This window comes from Desulfosudis oleivorans Hxd3 (genome assembly GCF_000018405.1).
In the GTDB taxonomy this organism is placed as follows: Bacteria; Desulfobacterota; Desulfobacteria; order Desulfobacterales; family Desulfosudaceae; genus Desulfosudis; species Desulfosudis oleivorans.
Genome location: NC_009943.1, coordinates 3,063,110 through 3,084,822, shown reverse-complemented (window position 1 = coordinate 3,084,822; position 21,713 = coordinate 3,063,110). Strand labels below are relative to the sequence as shown.

Here is a 21,713-nt window from a genome sequence, read left to right as displayed (position 1 = left end):
GCGGGTTTTTTGTTCTAATGGCTTTCCGGTGCCCCGGGCTTTTCTGTTGCCAGGTAGTTGTCGCCGCTCTTGCGGACCCATTCCCGGCTGGACATGTAGTACACCTTGGGATTGGTGCCCAGGCGTTCCAGCAGCCGGAAGGCGTTGGGGTTTTTCGGCCGCCCGTGGTGGGCCGGGTCCGGCTGCACGATCTGGTGCACGGCATGGTCCGGATTGTTCAGGTCGCCGAAGATGATGGCGCCGGACGGGCAGGCCTGGGTGCAGGCGGTCTGGTACTCCTCTTCTTCCAGAGTGTCCCGCTCTTCCACATAGGCCTTTTCCATGGCCAGCTGGTAGCGGTGGTAGCAGAAGCTGCACTTTTCCACCACGCCCCGCATGCGCACCGACACGTTGGGGCTCAAAGCCTCCTTCATGCCATCGGGCCAGATCGGGTCAAACCAGTTGAAGTACCGCGCATGGTAGGGACACGCGGCCATGCAGTACCGGCAGCCGAAGCACCGGGTGTAGATCTGGCTGACAATACCCGATGTATGATCGTAATCGGTGGCCGTGGCCGGGCACACGGAGACGCAGGGCGAATGGCCGTGGTCCCCTTCACAGTGCATACAGGGCCGGGGAAGGTAGCACACTTCCGTGTCGGGAAACGGCTTGCCGTTGGTCAGCTTGTAGACCCGCATCCAGGTGATGCTTTTGAGCTTGTCGGTTTCGTCCTTCTTGAACGGCACGTTGTTTTCGGACATGCACGCCACCATGCACGAGCCGCAGCCCGTGCACTTGTCCAGGTCAATGACCATGCCGTACTTTCTGGGTGTTCCCTGCTGATTGTGTTTCATCCGTTCCTCTTATATGGGTTTATGCTTTTATAAGTTTCGCCGGAGCGCCCCATGCCGTGTCAAGGCCGGAAACCGGGTCCGGTACCGGGCCGATCAGGTCATTGACGTTGACGCCTTTGCCGCTGACGTAGTCGTCATAGGCGGTGTGGCCGAAGCCCCTGGGCATGGCCACCATGCCCGGCGCCACCTCGTGGGTGACCCGGACCCGGACCTGAGCCGTGCCCGCCGGTGTTTCCACCACGGCGGCCTTGCCGTCGGCAAGACCGGCCTTTTGGGCGGTTTCCGGATTTATCTCAACGTAAAGATCGTTTTTCTTTAAAATGGTGTCGGGAACAATTTTCATGGCATAGGGCGGTGTGGCAATGGCTCCGCCGGCAACGCGCATGGCGTCGTAAGCCGCCAGCACCAGGGCCGGGGTGTTCTGCCGCACTTTTTTGTCCGCCTCCACCACCGGGGCAAAGTCGGCCCTGCCCACGGCCACGGCGGTGTCGATTAATGTTTCCAGTACCGATTTCTGAAGATACCCTTCCGTGGCAAGCTTGCCGTAAACCAGGCCGAAGGTCTTTTCCAGACAGTCCTGATAGTCGCTCCAGGCAAAGGACTCGGCAACCGTTCCGCCCATGGCCTTTGCCAGGTCGAGGATCACGTCGCCGGGATGGCGGGTGTCGAGCCGGGGCTCCACCACCGGCTGGGTCAGGCCGATCATCGGGGTTTTGAGCCCGGCCGTGACCACCACGTCCTCGGTGCGTTCCAGGCAGGTGGGCAGGGGCAGAATGTAGTCGGCCAGGGCTGATGTTTCGTCCATGAAGGAAGAGAGGCTCACCACCAGGGGCACGGCCTCCAGGGCCGCTTTTACTTTTGTGGTGTCATGCAGGGTATAGGCCGGGTTGGCCTCCAGCACAAACAGGGCCTGGACGTCGGGGGTTTTGCCTGCCAGCAGGTCGGCGAGTGTTTTGGGGCCCTTTGCCAGGCCTTTTTGGGCCGTATCGTCCAGCACGGGCCTGGCCCACTGAATATAGTCCGGCTCCGGTCCGATGATCATGCCGCCCTGGCGGTTGACGCTGCCCACAAGGGCGTTGAGCGCGGTAACGGCCATGACTTCCCGGCTGTCGCAGGGGGTCTGTCCGTCGCCCCGGCCGCAGACCGCCACGGGGTGGGAGGCGGCGGCAAATTCTTTTGCCAGGGCCACGATAACCGATTCTTTGATGCCGGTGGCAGCCGCCACCCGGGCCGGGGTATAGTCTTTTTTCACAAGGGCCGCGAAGCTGTCAAAGGCGCGGCTGTTGGCGGCGGCCCCGGCGTTCAGGTTGTCGCGAAGAATCACGTGGGCCAGGCCCAGGGCCAGATCGGCCTCGGTACCCGGTTTGACGGCCACCCACTGATCAGCCTTGGCCGCCGTGGAAGAGAGCCGGGATTCCACCTGGACCATTTTGACACCGTTGGTTTTCCACTGGCTGTGGGCCGAAAACATGTGGACCGGCGAGCCCCAGCCGTCCAGCAGACCGGCGGCAAAGCTCAGCACGTAGCCGCTGTTTTCAAAATCAAACCCCACGGTTCCGGGTTTGCCGAACATGCGGGCAACCGCATCGCTGTAAGCGTTTTCATTGGTGGGAACCGGTAGAAAATGGGGAGAACCCGCGGCGGCCAGCAGCCGCTGCATCAGCCGGGCCACGGTGCCGCGGCCGGTGCGGGAGATGCCGGCAATGGCGTCGGCCTTGCCCGCTTCGCGCAGTTCGTTGAGCTTTTCGGCGATTTCCGAAAGTGCCCGGTCCCAGGATATCTTTTTCCATCTGCCGTTTTCTTTTTTCTTCGGTCCGGTCACCCGCCAGGGGCCGTAGAGGAGCTGAAGACCGGAGAGGCCCAGGGCGCAGACACCGTCGTTATTGACCGGATGGCCGGCTTTCCCCTCAATTTTTACCGCCCGGTCCCCGATCTTGCGCACCGAGATGCCGCAGCCGCCGGGGCACAGGGTGCATACCGAATCCACATATGAGGCCGGGCCCCTTTCCGGAACCGGCACCTCAATGGGGGTGCCCCGGAAATTCTGGCTCCAGATGGAGATGTCGTCCGTAAGCTTGATCGTCATGGGCGACAGGGCCGTGCCCACGGCGCCGCCGGCCAGCAATGTCAAAAAGCTTCTTCTGTCTATTTTCATCGGTTCTCCTCGACTTTTTTACAAGACCATCAAATGCGAATGATTGCGTCTTTTCAGACGGTCGTTATTTGTGGCACTGGAAACAGGCGCCCTTGCTGCCGGTTTCCTCCTCGTGGCACCGGGCGCAGTCGTCCATCTTCATGCTTTCCCATACGTTCTTTTTGAACAGGCTTGAGCCGGTGATGTCGTATCCCCAGATGTCCCGGCTGTAGCCGGTGATCCGGTTTTCCTGGTAGACGGGCAGGCTTTCCGATACACCGAGATAACCATGGCAGGTAATACAATCCATACCGGCCTTTCGAACATGGGCCGCGTGGGAGAAGAAAACACAATCGGGCTGCCGGGAATAGATCAGCCAGGGGACCTCTTTGTTCTGGTCCACGTACTGTTCGACAAAGGTCAGCTCCGCCTCGGTATCGCCGATGGCGTAGCTGTGGCAGTCGAGACACGCGTTGAGGGTGGGGATGCCGGCAAAGGTGCCGTCTTCACGGAAGAAGTGGCAGGCTTCGCAGTCCCCCAGTTCATCCAGGTGAAGGGCGTGATTGAACTGAAAGGGCTGCTCTTTTTCAGAGTAGAGCAGCGCCGGAAAGACCACCCAGCCCACAACCAGGGAGCCGACAAGGCCGATGATAAAGGCGATCAGCATGGCAAGGCCGCCCTTGTCTTTGGGGCTTTCCTGATTGCCGCCGTCAACAGAAGGATGCGTCGATTTGTCTTGTGCGCTCATGAACACTCCGTCATCATTACGATTTATAGGATTAACCGGTTTTGGTCATGTAAATCAAATTTTTATAGTCCACCCGCAACGGTATTGCAACCTGAAAAGAAAAAATTTTTTTGCCACAGCGGCAGGGCTTTGTCAAGGCAAATCCATACCATTCCGGTATGCGGGCCGCCCGTGGCACCCGTCGGTCAACGGAAAACAAATAATATCGTCAGGCGCAGGCATCCATTGCCAGACGAACCTCTTCGGCCACGGGACCGGCAAGTGTTGTTTCGGAAAACTTTTCCAGGGCCGTTTTGGCCTGATCGCCGCCGATGTGGCCCAGTGCCCAGGCCGCCATTCCCTTGACGCGGGGGTCCTCGTTTTCTTCAAACGCCCGTGCCAGGTCCGGAACAAAGCCCTGGTCCCGGCTGTTGCCCATGGCCCGGGCCACGTTCATCTTCCATCGCCAGATGTCGGCGGATGACATGTAGAACATGTGGGGCCATACACTGCTTTCAAAATAAGCGGTGTCCATGTGCAGCAGGGCCCGCAGGTCGAAGTTTTCCGCCTTGGCCGCGGCCCGTTCGTTTACCGGCAGCGCCTGGGCCAGCCAGGGCTGGTTGCGGGGGCAGACATTCTGGCACCGGTCGCACCCGTAGACAAACATACCCATGGGTTCCCTCATTTTGAGGGGCGTGATGCCGTCGCCGAAATAGGAGAGAAATGAGATGCATTTGCGGGGATCGATTCTGCCACTGCCCTTGAGCGCGCCGGTGGGGCAGGCGGCAATACAGACGTTCTTGCACCAGTCCGGGCATCCGATGCCCAGGGTGGGCGTGCCCGGCGTAAATTCTCGATCCACCACCACGGCGATGGGCAGGGTCCAGGAGCCGCCGCGCACGGCATTGTGAGCGTAAAAGAGGCAGTTCCTGCCGAAATCGCCCAGTCCGGCCCGGGCCGCGGCCACCCGGTGGGGCAGGTTAAAGGGCACCTTGGTGTTGATGCCGTCCTCCCGCAGAAAGGCGCGGAAGGCCTTTATCCGCGGCACCAGGCCGTCTTTTGTGACCCGGTCGTCATCCAGGTAGCACCGGCCGAAAATGCCCTCCATGGAACGGGGATAGGCGTGGGAAAAATAGTTTTCGATCAGAACGATGATGCTTTTTGCCCCCGGCAGGATGGCGTCGGGATCAGTGCCTTTCAGCAGGTCAAGGCCTACCTGCTCGGCCCATCCGTACTCCTCCTGCCGTTCCAGCAGCATTCGTCGGTGCTCCTCAAAAGGGTCGGCCGTGGTAAAACCGATGTCGGCAAACCCCAGTTCCCGCGCTTTTTTGATGATCTCTTCCTGTTGTAACATCATTCGTTCCTTTCAAAAAATAATCGGTATCGGTATCGAAATCGAAATCGAAATCGAAAAACAGACCGTCCTTTTATCGTTAAGGCGCAAACAGCAGTATCGACCGGATCATGTGGGCCATGACACGGCCGGCCGCATCAGCGGAAAGCCCCTGAATATCGCGCAGGGTATGCCATGTGAGCCATGAACCGGCTGTTTTCAGGCCCGCCAGCCGCCGGGCCGATTCGTCGGCCTCATGGTTTGCCAGTTCAGGGCCGAATATCCGTCCCGCCTGCTCCTCTTTGATCCGGCGGCACAGACCAAGGCCGTCGGTCACGGCATTCCACAGCCCGCTTGAGAGAACGGCCCGGCGGGTGGGGGAGATAAACTCCAGCAGGGTGGTGCGGTGGTCTACAAACCCGGCCAGCCGTTTGTCAAAAGGCGCTTCCCGCGGAATGTCGATCTCCAGCAGGGGGGCCAACCGCTCAAACTGAAGGGCCAGCATCATATTATATATGGACGCCATGTCCGGAAAGTGGTGGAAGACCAGCCGGGGGGAGACCCCTGCCTGTTCGGCGATCTGCTTTGCCGTGGGTGCGGTGCGGCCGGCGGCGATCAGCTCCATCAGGGCCATGGCAATGGCGGTTTTAGAGCGCCGGGACCGGTCTTTTCGGCCGTCAGCGGAAGGGAGTGTGCCTGACATGGTCAATTCAGAAGGCATGGATTGTTTATGTCCCGTTTTGATTGTGACGGGATAATATTACATTTAAAGTGCAATATATCAAGGTTAAAAATGGCGGTTCAGCGAATTTTGTATGAAACGATGCGGGCGGCTGGTTGTTGGATTGTTATATTTGCACGTATAATGCAAAAATTGTTAATCCAAGTTTTTTTACCCGACGTTCAAAAAATATTGCACATATAATGTAATATTAAATAAGTATCTGTTTTATAATAATTATATGTCAGTATATTTTTCGCTTCCCAAAGGTTGACCCGATGACATTGAAGGTATTTTCCACCACAAACAGGGCGTGCGGGTCAACCGTAAAAACCAGCTCCTCCAGGCGTTTGAGAACGATGTTGTTGGTGATCACCATCAGCACCTCCTTGTCTTTGCCGGAAAAACCACCCCTTGCCTTTATAATGGTGGCGCCCTGGCGAAGGTCTTCCTGCAGACGCCTGGCAATGGCGGGGTTTTTGTCGCTGATGACCAGCACCAGCTTACGGGCGTTAAAAAGGGCCAGCATGTAGTCCACCATGGTGGCTGAAACAAAGACCACGATCAGGGAGGCGATAAACAGGTCGATGTTCCGCTGGATCAGGAAAAAGGCAAACAGCAGCAGGCTGTTGAAGGCCATGTAAAACCGGCCGATGCCGATGTTGAACCGCTGGTTTAAAATAATGGCCACCACGTCCAGCCCCCCGCCCGAGCCCAGGGACCGCAGCACCATGCCGCCGCCGGCGCCGCACAGCACGCCACCGGCAATGGCGGCATAGACCTGGTTCTGAATTTTCAGGTCTCCTTCGATGCAGATGGAAAAAAGTGAAACCAGGATCATGGCGTAGAGGCTGTAGAAAAAGAACCGCCGGCTGACAAAAAACCAGCTCACCACGAACAGCGGAATGTTAAGCAGGAAAAACCACAGGCCCGGGCTGAGGGTTCCGGCGGTGTAGTAGATCAGCAGGCCGGTGCCGTAAACGCCGCCGGTGATAAACATCTGGGGAGAGACCACGGTCTGGACGCCAAAGGAGAAGAGGGCCGCCCCGACGGTGATCAGAAACAGGTTGTAAGGCGGTCTATAAACAAATTCGCGGGTGTTTTTTTTGCTGCTCATGTTCTCTTTTCTGACGCGGCAAAGCGGTTACGGATATGCTCGATGCGGCGGCGGTTGGCGCCCAGATCCGAGTGGCCTACCCGCGAGGCGGACCGCACATGAATGACCGGTTCGTCGGGAAAGTAGAACTCAACATCATCAACAAACCGGAAGACAAGCGAGGTAAAGGTGGCGTGAATATAAGCCGGTTCAACAGTGACCAGGACCACCCGTTTTTCGGTTTTCAGGAGCTGCACCAGCCGGTCCATGGCTTCCCGGGCCGTGCCGATGTAGGAAATGGGCTCGATAAAATGGCCGCCGGTTGCCTGGCTGTTCACGCAGTTGGGCGTGTCCGGGCAGGGGGTCAGCCGGCCGTCATGGACGCCCAGGCCGGGCAGCGTACCGGCGCAGCCGGCCATGGCCACAGTCAGAAGACATGCGAGCAGGTTGTGGTTCATGGGGTTTCCTCTCTTAAATGGTGACGGCTTCGTAAAAAGCCCAATTTCTGCGTTGCGCGGCATTCACTCGTCACTGCGGCGTACGACAAGTACGCCTCATTCCTCGGAATTTGCGGCGCCTTGAACTTGAACTTTTTACTTTGCCGTCTTGTTCCTTACTTTTATAAGGCCGTCAAATGGTGGTTTTTCATACACGCTTATATCCTCTATGCTTTCAGAAAAACAAGAAAATCATATGCCATATTTTTCACCTGCCCCCTCGACCCCTTGAATCCTTTCCTACGAGAAACTGTCATAGGCGATCATGTCCGGCTCCACCCCCAGCTCGTCCAGCATAGTCATCACCGCGTCGATCATGAGCGGCGGGCCGCACAGGTAGTATTCAATCTCCGCCGGGTCGGCATGGTCTTTAAGGTAGTGGTCGTAAAGGCACTGGTGAATAAAGCCGGTCATTCCCTGCCAGTTGTCTTCGGGCCGGGGGTCGGACAGGGCCACGTGGTAGGAAAAGTTATCATATTGTTCAGCCAGCTTCGTGAACTCTTCGTGGTAGAACATCTCCTGGACCGACCGGGCTCCATACCAGAAGGTGATGGGCCGTTTGGTCTGCTCGGTGTTGAGCTGGTGAAGAATGTGGGACCGCATGGGCGCCATGCCGGCTCCGCCGCCCACAAAACACATCTCCCGGCCGGTGGGTTTGACCAGAAAATCGCCGTAGGGGCCGCTTAAGGTCACCCGGTCGCCGGGTTTCAGGTTGAACACGTAAGATGAACCGATCCCCGGCGGAATGTCATCGGTTCCGGGCGGGGGCGTGGCAATGCGGATGGTAAAGCGCAGCAGCTCCTCGTAGGGCGGGTTGGCAAGAGAGTAGGCACGGAACACCGGCTCGTCGGCGGTGACGCAGAGCCCTGTCAGGTCGAACTGTTCCCAGGCGGAGGTAAACCGGTCAGCCACGTCAAAGCCGGCAAAACAGACACTGTCATATTCGGGAATGTCGATCTGCATGTACTGGCCGGCCTCAAATTCGATTGTTTCGTCATTGTCTATTCTGAGCACCAGCTCTTTTATAAAGGTGGCCACGTTTTTGTTGGACACCACGGTGGCGGTGTATTTCCTGATGGAAAAGATCGCTTCCGGAATGCGAATGCGCATGTCTTCGCGCACCTTGAGCTGGCAGGCCAGGCGCACATTGTCGTTTTGCTCCTGGCGGCTCAGGTGGGAGAGCTCGGTGGGCAGAATGTCGCCGCCGCCCTCCTCCACCGTGCAGCGGCACTGGCCGCAGGACCCTCCGCCGCCGCAGGCAGACGGCAGAAAGATATCGGCCCCGGCCAGGGCCGACAGCAGGGTACCGCCCACCGGTGTTTCAAGTGCCTTGTCGGCATCGTCGTTGATCACGATGTGCACGGTGCCCTTGCGCACAAGCGTGGCCTCCAGCACCAGCAGCATGGCCACCAGCACCATGATCACCGACGAAAACACGCTGAAACTGACAACGTAAATCAAGACAGGTTACCTTTTTCTTCAATAGTCATGTTGTCACGCCGCAGTGACGAGGAATTCGCGCAACACAGTAATTGGGCGTTTTACGAAGCCGTCTCATAGTGTGATTCCTGAAAACAGCATAAAGGCCATGGCCATCAGCCCGGTCACCACCATGGTGATGCCGTATCCTTCCAGGCCGTGGGGCATGTCGGCGTAGTGCAGCTTTTTGCGAATGGCGGCCATGGAGACAATGGCCATCAGCCATCCCAGGCCCGAGCCGAAGCCGAACACCAGGGATTCGAGAAAAGTATACTGGCGCTCCACCATGAAGAGGGATGTTCCCAGGATGGCGCAGTTCACCGCGATCAGGGGCAGGAACACGCCCAGGGCCGTGTAGAGTCCCTGGGAAAACCGGTCGATGACCATCTCAATGGCCTGGACCATGGCTGCAATGGTGGCGATAAAGGTGATGAATTTTAAAAAACTCAAATCCACGTTGGGCAGGCCGGCCCAGGCCAGGGCGCCGGGGGCCAGAAGGAACGTGTAGACCAGCCAGTTGAGGGGCGTGGTGATGGTCAGTACGAACACCACGGCAAATCCCAGGCCCGTGGCGGTGTGAATGTTTTTCGAGACCGCCACAAAGGAGCACATGCCCAGAAAATAGGCCAGCAGGATGTTGCCCACAAAGACCGAGTTTAAAAATATGGTGATCAGGTCCTGCATGCTACTCCTTTTTCAGGCTCTTCTGCAGCCACACCAGCAGGCCGATGATAATAAAGGCGGCCGGCGCCAGCAGCATGAAACCGGCGTCTTCGTAACCGGCGCTGTATGCGGCGCCGGGTATGACCTGGACGCCCAGCAGCTTGCCCGCGCCCAGCAGCTCCCGAATGGCGGCAACGATGATCAGCACCGAGGCGTACCCCGCGCCGTTGCCCAGCCCGTCCAGAAAGGCGAGGTGGGGCGGGTTGGCCAGGGCAAAGGATTCGGCCCGGCCCAGCACGATGCAGTTGGTGATGATCAGGCCCACGAACACCGACAGCTGCTTGCTGGTGTCGTACATAAAGGCCTTGAGAAACTCGTCGCACAGGATCACCAGGGAGGAGATCACGGCCAGCTCTACGATGATGCGGATGTTTCGCGGAATCAGGTTTCGCAAGGCCGAAATGATCAGGCTGGAAAACGAGACCACGAAGGTCATGGCCAGGCCCATGACAAGGGCGGTTTTCAGTTGAACGGTCACGGCCAGGGCCGAGCAGATGCCCAGCATCTGGATGTTTATGGGATTGTTCTCCCACACCGGTTGGGCCAGGGTTTTAAATGCCTGTGTCTTGGTGAGTTTCATCTGTTGTCCACACGCTTGATTTAAAAGGTTTATCCTGACTTCTTGTCACATGTCCCCTGGTCCGGGGGCACCATTTTAAAATGATCCTTGCGAAACTTTACCGATACCGGTTCATATTCGCGCAGAATCGTCTCCAGACCTTTGCTCAGGTAGCGTCCGGTAAGGGTGGCGCCGCTGATGCCGTCCACGTAGTTGGCCTGCCGGTCCGGCGCCACCTGATCTTTAACCGTGCCCTTGGCAACGGCAACGGAGACAAAGTCGCCGGCGGCATTGACGATTTTTTTGCCCACGAAGTTTTTCTGAAACCAGGCCTTTTCGATTTCACCGCCCAGGCCCGGGGTCTCTGAATGCTGGTACACGGTAAAGCCGGACACGGTTTTGCCGTCATCGGCAAGGGCCAGGTATCCTTTGATTTCTCCCCACACCCCCTTTGTGTCAATGGGAATGATGTAGTTTTCAATCATCTGGCCGGCGCCGATATTCAGGTAGACCTGAAGGGCTTTTGCATGGCTTTCCCCCGGTTCCAGGGGCCGGCCGTCGGGGGTCAGGCGCAGGCACCGAATGCGGTCGTTGAAAAGCTTCTCGATTTCTGCCGGGGTCTGCTTTTCGTCCTCCCGCAGCAGGCCGGCGGATTTTAGAATGTTTTTCTGCCGGTCGATGCGCACGTTGGCCAGCTGGTAGGGTTTGAGCCCAACGGCCGCGCCGGTGAGCAGGGCGCTGCACACCACGCACAATACCAGGGCAAACACGATCGATTTTAACGCGTCAGACATTGATGCTCTCGTAAAAAGTCTATTTGGGATGGCAAAGTAAAAAGTTCAAGATCAAGGCGCCGCAAATCTCGAGGAATGAGGCGTACTTGTCGTACGCCGCAGTGACGAGGGATGCAGCGCAACGCAGACATTGGGCTTTTTACGAAGCCATCAGACATTGGGCACTCGCTTTTTCAACCGAAAGGAAACGGCCACGTGGTCCAGCAGCGGGGCAAACAGGTTCATAAACAGAATGGCCAGCATGATGCCCTCCGGGTAGGCCGGGTTGAAGACCCGGATCAGCACGGTGAGCATGCCGATGAGAAACCCGTAAACCCACCGGGCGTTTTCCATGCCCGGCCCGGAGACCGGGTCGGTGGCCATATAGACGATGCCAAAGGCAAACCCGCCCATGATAAGGTGGTAAAGCGGATTCAGCCCGAACCAGGGATGGGCCCCGGGCCCGGCAAACAGGGTGAGCAGCCAGCCCGTGGCCAGCAGGCCGGCAACGCCGCCGATTATGATACGCCAGCTGGCAATGCCGGTGACAATCAGCAGGGCCGCGCCGGCCAGGCAGCAGAGGGCCGATGTGCCGCCGATGCTGCCGGGATAGTTACCCAGGAACATGGTCAGCCACGGCAACCCGGTATTTGCCAGAGTTTCCACTATGCTCTCTCCGGCCTGGGCCAGGGCTGCCACGGCCAGGGGCGTTGCCCCGGTGACGGCGTCCACCCCGGAGCCGGTGGCCAGGTCGGCCACCCACACCGCGTCGCCGGACATGCGGGCCGGGTAGGCGAAAAAGAGAAAGGCCCGGCCGGTCAGGGCCGGATTAAAAATATTGCGGCCCGTGCCGCCGAAGATCTCTTTTCCGATCACCACGCCGAAGGAGATGCCCACTGCCGCCTGCCACAGCGGAATGGACGGGGGCAGGGTCAGCGGAAACAGCAGGCCGGTGACCAGAAACCCTTCGCTGATGGGATGTTTTCGTATCGAGGCAAACAGCAGTTCCCAGAAAAAGCCCACGCCGTAAGAGACGATAATCAGGGGCAGCACAATCCGCAGGCCCCTCAGGGTCACGTCGAACAAAGAGAGCGAGAGGCCGGCGGCCATTGACGCCTGGTAGCCGGTGTTGTAAATGCCGAAAAAAAGCGGCGGCATCAGGGCCAGGATCACCATGCTCATGAACCGCTTCAGGTCGATGCTGTCGCGCACGTAAGGGGCCTGGACCGTGGCTATGCCGGGAAGAAAAAAGAAGGTTTCGGTGGCGTCGAACAGGGGCGCCAGCCGGGCGAACCGGCCCCCTTTTTCAAAGTGTCGGCGCTGGGAATCAAAAAGGACGCGGATCGCTTTCATGGGGCCGTTGTTTCCATATAGTAGGCCTGCCGGGCCGTTTTGAGGTGTTCGGTCAGTTCGATCTTGGACGGGCACACATAGGCGCACAGCCCGCACTCCACGCAGTCCAGCAGGCCGTGTGCCAGGGACTCCTCCACTTCACCGGCCAGCACCGCCTTGACCGTGAACTGGGGCAGAATGTCCACCGGGCAGACCGTGGCGCAGGTGCCGCAGTTGACGCAGGCCCTTTCTTCTCCGTGCATTCCGGCATCCATGGGCAGGGGGCCTTTTCGCAACCTGGATAAAAATGCCCTGGAGCGCGTGGGCTTGTTTGTCCCGGGTCGCAGAAAGCCCAGAAACTCGGATGTTTTTCCGTCGGGCAGGGCGGTGACGGCGGTTTCATACATGCCCAGAAAGGAGTCTGCACTGACCCTCTGACCCCGCCAGAGGCCTCCGGCCATGATCTGGATGGTATCCGCCTTGTCCAGCCCCGGCGCCAGCCGGACCAGGGGCGCCCCCATGCGGGTGCGGCAGTAATACCGTACCATCGGCGTTGAGACCGCCACCACCCGGTGAACCGGAAAGCATCCGGTTTTAAGAAATTCGCCCATCAACACCACGTCGGCGCCGTGAATGTACCAGTTTCTGTTGTCTGCCGGTGAGGAGCGGGTGTAATAGAGCAGCACGCCGGGGTCGTCGGCCGGATAGGGGCCGGTAACGGTGTGAGAGATCAGGGGTGAAATGGCGGTCAGCCGGCTGGCTGTCTCCGGCGATGCCGCTACCAGAACCCGGGGGGCCAGGCGCGAAAGGGCGGACATGCCCAGCCTGAAATGGTCGGCCGCGTCCTTCATATAGACCAGGGGGCCGGGATGAAAGGGGTCCAAGGCCTCAAGATTGACGATGATCGCCGGAGGATCGCTTAACGGATCGGCCATATCCCGAAAGGGAAGGGCGCGCAAAAACGGCCAGAGCCCGGCCTTCATCATCAGGGCGGTCAGGCCCGCCTTTTGCATGGCGCTGATCTTTTTTTCGGAAAGTGGATCAACGGATTCGCACGCTTCATCTCTGTCCACGGCGATCACAATGGCGCGAATCACCCGCCTGGGGCCGAAGTCAATGGCCTTCACCGTGCCGCCGGCCGGGGACACAAAACAAATGTCCGGGTTGCGCTTGTCGACAAACAGCACCGATCCGCGCCGAACCGTGTCTCCTTCGGCCACCTGGAGTTTCGGCTTTACAAAGGGAATGCGTTCCGGCACCACGCCGATCCGGTCAAAGCCGGTTATGGTTTCAAGGTTCGGGTCCGGTTGGCCGGTGATGTTGAGGCCGAGCCCCTTTTTCATGGCAACGGTTGGCATGGATCTGGCACCTGTAATATAAGGTCGGAAATTGCGAATTACCGTATCATGGATCGGGTTGACGTTCAAGCGCCGGAAGTCCTTGCGGACAGACCGGTCTTGACTTTTGGGCGTGACCCCCCCATGATAGGAGGGCTTTTTGGGGTGTTCCGGCATATACGGGAGTTCCGTCCCCGCTTTCTTACCGGGTCAATCTTTCTTGCCGGTTTGATCCCGGGTCCGAGGGGGAACACGAAGACGCAGGGCCTTTTAAAAAGGGAGTATCCATGCAGGGATTTTCCGATTATGACATGTACGATGCCATGGGACTGGCGCAACTGGTCCGCGATAAGGAGACCACGGCTCTGGAGCTGTGCGAGGCGGCCATTGCCCGGATCGAGGCCATCAACCCGAAGATCAACGCCGTGATTCACGCCATGTTTGACAAGGCCCGGCAGGCCGCTGCCGGGTCCTTGCCTGATGGCCCTTTTACAGGGGTCCCTTTTCTGTTAAAGGACCTGCTGGCCGCCTATGCCGGAGAGCCCTTTACCCAGGGGTGCCGGGGGTACCGGAATTTTATACCCGATCACGACAGCGAACTGGCGCGGCGTTACAAAAAGGCGGGCCTGGTGGTGCTGGGAAAGACCAACACCCCGGAGTTCGGCCTGCTGGGGGTCACCGAGCCGGAACTGCACGGCCCCACCCGCAACCCCTGGAACCCTGAACGGTCGCCGGGCGGGTCTTCCGGCGGATCGGGCGCTGCCGTGGCCTCGGGCATGGTGCCCATGGCTTCGGGCGGCGACGGCGGCGGCTCCATTCGGATTCCCTCGGCTTGGTGCGGCCTGTTCGGCCTCAAGCCGAGCCGGGGTCGGGTGCCCGCGGGGCCGGACAGTGGCGAACTGTGGCAGGGCGCGGCCCAGGAGCATGTGCTGACCCGATCGGTGCGGGACAGCGCCGCCATGCTGGACGCCATTTGCGGACCGGAACCCGGGGCCCCTTACGAAATTCTGCGGCCCCAACGGCCCTACCTGGAAGAGACGGCAATCGCGCCGGAAAAGCTGAAAATCGGTTTTAACACAGTCTCTCCCATCGGCCTGCCGGTACATGACGAGTGTATCAAGGCCGTTCACACGGCGGCCCGGCTGCTGGCGGACCTGGGCCATGTCGTGGAAGAAAAGGCCCCTGCCATTGACGGATCGGCCCTGGCCCGAAGCTATTTTGTGATGTATTACGGCGAGGTGGCCGCCGATATCGAGCAGATGGGAAAAGACCTGAACCGCCGGGCCACCCGCAGAGACGTGGAGGCCATGACATGGACCCTTGGCCGGTTGGGAAAGACCTTTTCCGCCTGCGACTTTGTGAATGCCAAGCGCCAGTGGAACAAGGCGGCCCGGGCCATGGCCGATTTTTTTACCGGCTGCGATCTTTACCTGATTCCCACCAACGCGCAGCTGCCGCCGGTCATTGGCGCCAACCGCCTTTCGGTTTTCGAAAAGGCCGGGTCAGCGGTGATTCACGCCCTGGGTCTGGAAAAGCTGCTGATCGCCTCGGGCATGGTGGAAAAAACCGGGTATCGCAGCCTGGCGCTGACGCCTTTTACCCAGCTGGCCAACCTGTGCGGCCTGCCCGCCATGTCGGTGCCCCTGCACTGGAGTGCCGACGGGCTGCCCTGCGGGTGCCAGTTCGTGGCGCCCTTTGGCCGCGAGGACATGTTGTTCCGGCTGGCCGGACAGCTTGAGCAGGCCGCGCCCTGGCGCGACAGGATACCGCTGGTGCATGCCACCCGGATGTAAAGGATTTCGGCCGGTCGGCGCAAGCGGGCGCTTCGGGGGGTGACAAACCGGTCATATTTCGTTAATATGCAACACCTGTATGGCCCGGCGCCGAAAACCCGTTTTCTTCAGGCGATGTGCGGGGCCTTTTTTTTAATCAGCAACCAGGGCCGGTCGGCATGACCGGTGGAAAAATGGCAAATATCCTCAAAAAGGCAATAAAAGCCCTCGCCCTGCTGATGGTGATCGGCATGGTCATCGCCGTGGTAGCGGGGGGCGTGTTCTATTACCAGATCAGCCGGGATCTGCCCCGGATATTTACTATTGATGACTACCGCCCGCCGACGGTCACCACCCTCTATTCCGCTGAAAAGCAAAAGATCGCCGAATTTTACACAGAGCGGCGTATCGTGGTGCCCTTAGACCGCATGCCGCCCATGCTGATCAACGCCTTTGTGGCGGCGGAGGATGCCCGGTTTTTTCAGCATACCGGCGTGGACCTGACCGGTGTGGCCCGGGCATTCATGAAAAACCTGGAGGCCGGTGCCATTGTTCAGGGCGGCAGCACCATCACCCAGCAGGTGGCCAAGTCCTTTTTTCTGTCGTCCGAGCGGACCTACACGCGAAAGATCAGGGAGGCGATCCTTTCTTATCGAATTGAGAAGCGGTTCTCCAAGGCAGATATTCTCTATCTTTACTTAAACCAGATATACCTTGGCCATGGCGCTTATGGCGTGGCCGCGGCCGCGGAAAACTATTTCGGCAAGCCCGTGGAAGAACTCTCCCTGGCCGAATGCACGCTGATTGCCGGGCTTCCCCAGGCCCCCAGCCGCTACTCGCCGTACCGGTACCCGGCCCGGGCCAAGAACCGGCAACTCTATGTGTTAAACCAGATGGTCACCGGGGGGTATATCTCCGAGGCAGAGGCCCAGGCAGCCCGGGAGGCGGAACTGGAAATCCAGCCGGTGCGGAGCCTGTTCCAGGAGAATGCCCCGTGGTATGCCGAGCATGTCCGCCGGTACGTGGAAGCCAAATACGGGCGGGACACGCTTTACAACCAGGGGCTCTCGGTGTACACAGCCGTGGATCTTTCCATGCAGGAGGCGGCCCGGCGCGAGGTGGACAGGGGATTGCGGGACCTGGACAAACGGCAGGGGTACCGCGGCCCTATTCGTCGTATTTCCGAAGAAGAGATCGAGCCTTTTCTGTCCTCCCTGCGGGAGGAGGCCCTCGGGAAGATGGAGCTGGCCGTCGTGGGAGACATTGTCCAGGGCGTGGTGGTGGATGTGGACGATGAAAAAGAGAGCGCGTGGGTGCGCCTGGCCCACGGCGCCGGAGAGATCCCCCTTGAGGAGATGAAGTGGGCCCGCCGGCCCGACCCAGGGGTGGCATGGTACCAGTCGGCCGCTACGATCAAAAAACCTTCCCAGGCTTTGAAAACAGGGGATGTGATATGGGTGAGAATTGTCAGCCTTGCGGAATCGCCTGAGAATATGGCCCCGGCGGCTGAGGACCGGGCGCTGGGTACCGCTGTTTTACGGCTCTCCCTGGAACAGGAGCCGGCGGTGGAAGCGGCCCTGATCTGTATGGAGGCCAGGCCCGGCCTTGTGCGGGCCATGATCGGGGGCCGGGACGCGGCAAAAAGCCAGTTCAACCGGGCCGTCCAGGCCATACGGCAGCCGGGATCGGCCTTCAAGCCCATTATTTACGCGGCGGCCCTGGACAAGGGGTATACACCGGCCAGCGTGATCATCGACTCGGCCATCGTGTTTGAAGACACGGCCCGCAATTTCACATGGAAACCCCAGAACTATGAAGAACGGTTTTTCGGCCCCACCCTGTTCCGCCGGGCACTGGAAAAGTCCCACAATATTCCCACCATCAAAATTCTGATGGATATCGGGGTGGATTATATTCATGACTACGCGAAAAAACTGGGCATTACTTCCCCTTTGAGCCGGGATCTTTCCATCGCCCTGGGGTCATCGGGCCTTGCGCCGGTTGAACTGGCAAAGGCTTATGCCGTGTTTGCCAATATGGGCGACCGGGTTGAACCGGTGTTTATTACCCGGATAGAGGACAGGGAGGGCCGGGTGCTGGAGGAAAATCGAGCCGAGCCGGTCCATGTTATCGGCAGCGACACCGCTTATATCATGACCCACCTGCTCGAGGGGGTGGTGGAACACGGCACCGGACGCCGGGCCAGGGAGCTGAACCGGCCGGCCGCGGGCAAAACCGGCACCACCGACAACCTGAACGACGCCTGGTTTGTGGGGTACACCCCTGATTTCGTGACCGTGGTGTGGGTGGGTTTTGACGAGGAGCAGTCCCTGGGCAAGGGAGAGACCGGGGCCAGCGCGGCCAGCCCCATCTGGCTGGGGTTCATGCAGACCATACTGGCCGGCAAACCGGTGAAGGAGTTCGAGGTGCCCGAGGGCGTGGTGTTTTCCCGCATTGACGCCGAAACCGGGCTGCTGGCAACCGATGACTCCCGGGAAACCTTTTTTGAGTGTTTCAAGAAGGGCACCGAACCCACCGAGTATGCCGAACCCGCCGATACGGTGGATGAGGAGGGTTTTTTCAAGGGCATGTAATCCGCCTGTTTTCCAGAACGGTTTTAACTCGGCAGGAAAGCGTCTCGTCTGTTTATCCAAATCGGTATCGGTATCGAAATAAAGAGAACCGGCTCCGCTTGTAATTCTGCTTCGAGAGCTTCGTGTCCTTCGTGTTTATAACCGACCAGTTGTACCAGGCCTTCAGAACGTTTCACCACGAAGGCCAAACGAAGGCGGGGTAACGGGCGGAAGTGATTTACCGGGCCGGGCGCAGGCCTGAAAACAAAAACGGAGCCGCCCTCATGGAGGCGGCTCCGTTTTGCGTTGTTTTGGCTGAGGGACAAGGATTCGAACCTTGATTAACGGGGCCAGAACCCGTCGTCCTGCCATTAGACGATCCCTCAGTGCGTTTTGCAAAGATACAAAAAGGCGGCCTTAAGGTCAAGTGGATTTTTTGATCATTTCCACGGCATCGGCCAGCCGTTCAAGCGTTTTCCGCCTGCCCAGGGCTTCGATGGTCTCAAAGATGCCGGGGCTTTCGGTTCTGCCGGTCAGGGCCACGCGCACCGGCTGGGCGATTTTACCAAATTTTTTCCCGGTTTTTTCCATCACTGCCGTAAAGGCCGGTTCCTGGTCTTTCTCCGTCAAAGAATCGAGGGTCGCCAGTTTTTCCGCCAGCATTTCAAGGATTTCCATGTTCTCGGGAACCAGGAACTTGGCCGTGGCCGCCGGGTCATAGGAGAGCGGGTCTTCGTAATAGAAGGCCGCCTTGTCGGCCATCTCCTTTAAGGTCTTGCTGCGCAGAAGCAGGGTATGGATGGCGTTGTGCAGGTAGTCGTTGTTTTCAGCCGCGTAGCCCTTTTCTTTTAAAAGCGGCAGCAGGTGGGGCGCCAAGGCCGCGGGGTCGCTTTTTTTGATGTGCTCGGCATTGATGGCCAGCAGCTTGTCCGGGTCAAACACGCCGGCCGACGTGCCGATATGTTCCAGGGAAAAAAGCTCGATCAGCTCCTTGCGGGTGAAAAACTCCTGGTCTCCGTGGGACCAGCCCAGCCGCACCAGGGCGTTGATCAGGCCGTCGGGCAGGTAGCCGGTGTCCCGGTATTCCAGCACCGACATGGCGCCGTGGCGTTTGCTCAGGCGGGAGCGGTCCCTGCCCAGGACCATGGGCACATGGGCGAACAGGGGCAGCTCACTGTCCAGTGCCCTGTACATCAGGATCTGGCGGGGGGTGTTGGTGACATGGTCGTCCCCTCGAATGATGGTGTTGATCCCCATGGTAATATCATCCACCACCACGGCAAAGTTGTAGGTGGGGGTTTGGTCGCTTCGCTGAATGATAAAGTCCCCTATCTCCGCGTTGTCAAAGGCGATGCCGCCCTTGACCCGGTCATCCAGAACGGTCTTTCCCGTATCCGGCGTGCGAAACCGCACCACGGCATCGTCCGACGGCGGCAGGGCCTTTTCCCGGCAGGTGCCGTCATAGGTGGGGTTGCGGCCTTCGGCCAGGGCCCTTTCGCGGCGCTCTTTTAACCGTTCCGGCGAGCAGGTGCAGTAGTAGGCATGACCTGATGCGAGCAGCCGCTGAATATATTCCGCGTACACCTCCATGCGCCGGGACTGGAAATAGGGGCCCTCGTCCCAGTCGATACCGAGCCATTCCAGCGACTTGATAATGCCCTCGGCGGACTGTGTGGTGGAGCGCTCCACGTCGGTGTCCTCGATGCGAAGGATGAACCTGCCGCCCGTGTGCCGGGCATAGAGCCAGTTAAACAGAGCCGTTCGTGCCCCGCCGATGTGCAGGTGGCCGGTGGGGCTGGGCGGAAACCGTGTGATAATTTGTTTCATTCGTTTATCCCTGTAATATCATTAAAATCAAATCTTTGTGGTTCGAGCCGGTGCCTGCCGACCCTGTTTTGCGTGGATCATAAGGTATTTGAGGGGATCCTGCAAGCCGGAAACACCGGTAGTTTCCATCCATAAATGGCCTTTTTCCGCAATCTCTGCGTCAAACTGCGGGCTTCCTTGTGCGGCGTACAACAGTACGCCTCCGCGGAATTCCTTGTTTTCCTTGATCTTGCGAAAAAATTCTCATTTCTGAATTGGAAACTTTTTTCCTACCCCCACAACCGATGGATGGACACCAGGTAAACAGTTCCAAAAACGGTTTTAATCACGGCAGGGCAGACTCCCGGTTGTTTATCCAAATCGAAATCGCTATCGGTATCGAAATCGAATTGTATTTACGCCCGTGCTCTCAAAGATTATCTCCCTTATCCTGCTTATCCGTGTACTTTTTCTGGCGGCAGGAAAGTACCAAAAGAACCGGCCCGTGTCGGAACAATTTCATGAAATATTCGGGTTAGCCGTTACACGCGGTTGCGCAGCATCAGCTCCATGGGGTGCGGGTTGAGGTATATCTGGTCTTTTAAGTATTCGGTTCCGTGTTTGCGAACGTAGTGGTTGATCAGGGTCAGGGGCACCACCAGCGGCACCAGCCCTTGGTGATAACGGTCAATGATCTCCTTTAACTCCGCTTTTTCATCGCTCTCCAGGGTCTGCTTGAAATACCCCATGATGTGGAGCAGTACATTGGTATTTTTCCGGGGCGTGGCGATTTTGGCCAGGGCCGGCATCAGGGCCTCCATATAAAGATCGTAGAGTTTGCCGGCAGGGTGCTTTTTGCCATCGGCCACCAGGGCTCCCAGTTTTTTCAGGGTCTGGGGGCAGTGGGCCATGAGCAGGTATTTGTGGGCCGCATGAAACGCAACCAGCCGCCCCACGGTTTTTCGTTCCTGGTTTAAAAGATGCCACCGCTGCATCACAAAGAGCCGCTCAATGAAATTTTCCCGCAGTTGCGGGTCATTGAGCCGGCCCTCTTCCTCCACCGGCACCAGGGGAAACCGTTTGACAAACAGGCCGGCAAATATGCCGGTGCCGTTGTTTTTCACGCCGCCGCCGTCCTGGTATACCTTGATCCGGTAAAGCCCGGAGCTGGGGGACCTGGATTTGAACACATAGCCGCACAGGGGGAGCCCTTCCAGTTCGTTCAGCCGCCGGGCGCTCCACGCCACCATCTGGTCGGTCAGGTCGATGCCGGTTTTCTGGGTCATCAGCCGAATGGCGCCATCGGTCTCCACCAGGCGGATGGCCTCCCTGGGGACGCTCAGGCCGCATTCGACTTCCGGGCATACCGGCACGAAATCCACGTACTGGCCCAGGGTGTCCCTGAGGTACCGGTCCAGCTTGTGGCCGCCGTCATAGCGGACGCTTTCTCCCATCAGGCAGGTGCTGATGCCAACCAGCGGTTTTTCCATCATGATGGTCCCCTTTTTTGTCAGTACGGATCATTATTTGTTTTGAAAAAGTTTCATAAATATTCGGGTCATCCCTGTTTGAAAAAGGTGACCATGGCCGCACCGGCCACACACAGCACGATGCCCACGGTCTGCACCAGGGAGAGCCGCTCGTTTAAAAAAAGGTAGCCCAAGACAGTGCCCAGCACCGGGGCCATGCAGAAGGCAATGGTCATCACCGTGGAGAGATGACCGTGTTTCAGGCCCGTGTAAAGAAACATGATGCCCAGGCCCCCGGCCAGAATGCCGCCGCCCAGGGCGATCAGGGCGATGGGCTTTGGTCCGGCCGCGCGTACCTGGCCCCAGTAGGGAAAGGATATGATTGTCAGAAAGGCCAGGGAGACAAGGGTGCGGACGGTAGTGCCCATGACCGGGGCCAGCCCGCCGGAGATCACCCCCCGTTTTTCCAACAGGGAGCCGGTTGCCCAGCAGGCGGCGGTTAACAGTGCCCATAATTCAGCTCGCATTATTTCTCCTTGTTTAAGGGTT

18 protein-coding genes and 1 tRNA gene are annotated in these 21,713 nt (G+C 58.8%); 2 read left to right on the top strand and 17 right to left on the bottom strand.

Going from position 1 to position 21,713, the window contains the following annotated elements; genetic code table 11:
- Nucleotides 1-14: 14 nt before the first annotated feature.
- The 13 genes from qrcC to DOLE_RS13020 form a co-directional block, all read right to left on the bottom strand.
- On the bottom strand, nucleotides 15-833 hold the full coding sequence (gene qrcC, locus DOLE_RS13080; protein WP_012175964.1) for a menaquinone reductase iron-sulfur cluster-binding subunit QrcC: 819 nt from the start codon (nucleotides 831-833) through the stop codon (nucleotides 15-17).
- Between the two features lie 19 nt (nucleotides 834-852).
- Nucleotides 853-2,988 carry a menaquinone reductase molybdopterin-binding-like subunit QrcB gene (gene qrcB, locus DOLE_RS13075; RefSeq protein WP_012175963.1) on the bottom strand — a complete coding sequence of 712 codons (2,136 nt, stop codon included), beginning with the start codon at nucleotides 2,986-2,988 and terminating at the stop codon, nucleotides 853-855.
- A 64-nt stretch (nucleotides 2,989-3,052) separates the two neighbouring features.
- Complete coding sequence (qrcA, locus tag DOLE_RS13070) at nucleotides 3,053-3,715, bottom strand: menaquinone reductase multiheme cytochrome c subunit QrcA (RefSeq protein ID WP_012175962.1); 663 nt, start codon at nucleotides 3,713-3,715, stop codon at nucleotides 3,053-3,055.
- Nucleotides 3,716-3,923: 208 nt separating this feature from the next.
- On the bottom strand, nucleotides 3,924-5,048 hold the full coding sequence (locus DOLE_RS13065) for an epoxyqueuosine reductase (protein WP_041280565.1): 1,125 nt from the start codon (nucleotides 5,046-5,048) through the stop codon (nucleotides 3,924-3,926).
- Between the two features lie 79 nt (nucleotides 5,049-5,127).
- Nucleotides 5,128-5,748: a TetR/AcrR family transcriptional regulator gene (locus DOLE_RS17540; protein WP_012175960.1), complete on the bottom strand. Its 621-nt coding sequence runs from the start codon at nucleotides 5,746-5,748 to the stop codon at nucleotides 5,128-5,130.
- A 244-nt stretch (nucleotides 5,749-5,992) separates the two neighbouring features.
- On the bottom strand, nucleotides 5,993-6,865 hold the full coding sequence (locus DOLE_RS13055) for a YitT family protein (RefSeq protein ID WP_012175959.1): 873 nt from the start codon (nucleotides 6,863-6,865) through the stop codon (nucleotides 5,993-5,995).
- Nucleotides 6,862-7,302 (bottom strand): DUF1499 domain-containing protein, encoded by a 441-nt coding sequence (locus DOLE_RS13050; protein ID WP_012175958.1) that lies wholly within the window; start codon nucleotides 7,300-7,302, stop codon nucleotides 6,862-6,864. Before DOLE_RS13050 ends, DOLE_RS13055 begins: the two co-directional genes overlap by 4 nt.
- 279 nt (nucleotides 7,303-7,581) lie before the next feature.
- Nucleotides 7,582-8,802 carry an NADH:ubiquinone reductase (Na(+)-transporting) subunit F gene (gene nqrF, locus DOLE_RS13045; protein WP_012175957.1) on the bottom strand — a complete coding sequence of 407 codons (1,221 nt, stop codon included), beginning with the start codon at nucleotides 8,800-8,802 and terminating at the stop codon, nucleotides 7,582-7,584.
- Between the two features lie 93 nt (nucleotides 8,803-8,895).
- Nucleotides 8,896-9,504, bottom strand: a complete 609-nt coding sequence (nqrE, locus tag DOLE_RS13040; RefSeq protein WP_012175956.1) for an NADH:ubiquinone reductase (Na(+)-transporting) subunit E — start codon at nucleotides 9,502-9,504, stop codon at nucleotides 8,896-8,898.
- Nucleotide 9,505: 1 nt separating this feature from the next.
- Nucleotides 9,506-10,123: an NADH:ubiquinone reductase (Na(+)-transporting) subunit D gene (locus tag DOLE_RS13035; protein ID WP_012175955.1), complete on the bottom strand. Its 618-nt coding sequence runs from the start codon at nucleotides 10,121-10,123 to the stop codon at nucleotides 9,506-9,508.
- A gap of 29 nt (nucleotides 10,124-10,152) precedes the next feature.
- Nucleotides 10,153-10,896 (bottom strand): FMN-binding protein, encoded by a 744-nt coding sequence (locus DOLE_RS13030; protein WP_012175954.1) that lies wholly within the window; start codon nucleotides 10,894-10,896, stop codon nucleotides 10,153-10,155.
- A gap of 150 nt (nucleotides 10,897-11,046) precedes the next feature.
- A complete protein-coding gene (locus DOLE_RS13025) occupies nucleotides 11,047-12,228 on the bottom strand; it encodes an NADH:ubiquinone reductase (Na(+)-transporting) subunit B (protein ID WP_012175953.1) in 1,182 nt (393 codons plus the stop codon).
- On the bottom strand, nucleotides 12,225-13,565 hold the full coding sequence (locus tag DOLE_RS13020) for a Na(+)-translocating NADH-quinone reductase subunit A (RefSeq protein ID WP_012175952.1): 1,341 nt from the start codon (nucleotides 13,563-13,565) through the stop codon (nucleotides 12,225-12,227). Before DOLE_RS13020 ends, DOLE_RS13025 begins: the two co-directional genes overlap by 4 nt.
- Nucleotides 13,566-13,831: 266 nt before the next feature.
- Here DOLE_RS13020 and DOLE_RS13015 point away from each other — a divergent pair, with 266 nt between their 5' ends.
- Nucleotides 13,832-15,337, top strand: coding sequence for an amidase (locus DOLE_RS13015; protein WP_012175951.1), 1,506 nt, complete (start codon nucleotides 13,832-13,834; stop codon nucleotides 15,335-15,337).
- A gap of 173 nt (nucleotides 15,338-15,510) precedes the next feature.
- Nucleotides 15,511-17,910 carry a penicillin-binding protein 1A gene (locus DOLE_RS13010; RefSeq protein WP_153304428.1) on the top strand — a complete coding sequence of 800 codons (2,400 nt, stop codon included), beginning with the start codon at nucleotides 15,511-15,513 and terminating at the stop codon, nucleotides 17,908-17,910.
- Nucleotides 17,911-18,201: 291 nt separating this feature from the next.
- On the opposite strand, the gene DOLE_RS13005 is transcribed toward DOLE_RS13010, so the two are convergent.
- The 4 genes from DOLE_RS13005 to DOLE_RS12990 form a co-directional block, all read right to left on the bottom strand.
- Nucleotides 18,202-18,275: transfer RNA gene (locus tag DOLE_RS13005), tRNA-Gln, on the bottom strand.
- A gap of 37 nt (nucleotides 18,276-18,312) precedes the next feature.
- Nucleotides 18,313-19,716 carry a glutamate--tRNA ligase gene (gene gltX / locus DOLE_RS13000; RefSeq protein ID WP_012175949.1) on the bottom strand — a complete coding sequence of 468 codons (1,404 nt, stop codon included), beginning with the start codon at nucleotides 19,714-19,716 and terminating at the stop codon, nucleotides 18,313-18,315.
- Between the two features lie 521 nt (nucleotides 19,717-20,237).
- Nucleotides 20,238-21,188, bottom strand: coding sequence for a YbgA family protein (locus DOLE_RS12995; protein WP_012175948.1), 951 nt, complete (start codon nucleotides 21,186-21,188; stop codon nucleotides 20,238-20,240).
- Nucleotides 21,189-21,253: 65 nt separating this feature from the next.
- Entirely contained in the window at nucleotides 21,254-21,691 is a 438-nt protein-coding gene (locus DOLE_RS12990) for an EamA family transporter (RefSeq protein WP_012175947.1), read from the bottom strand.
- Nucleotides 21,692-21,713 lie beyond the last annotated feature (22 nt).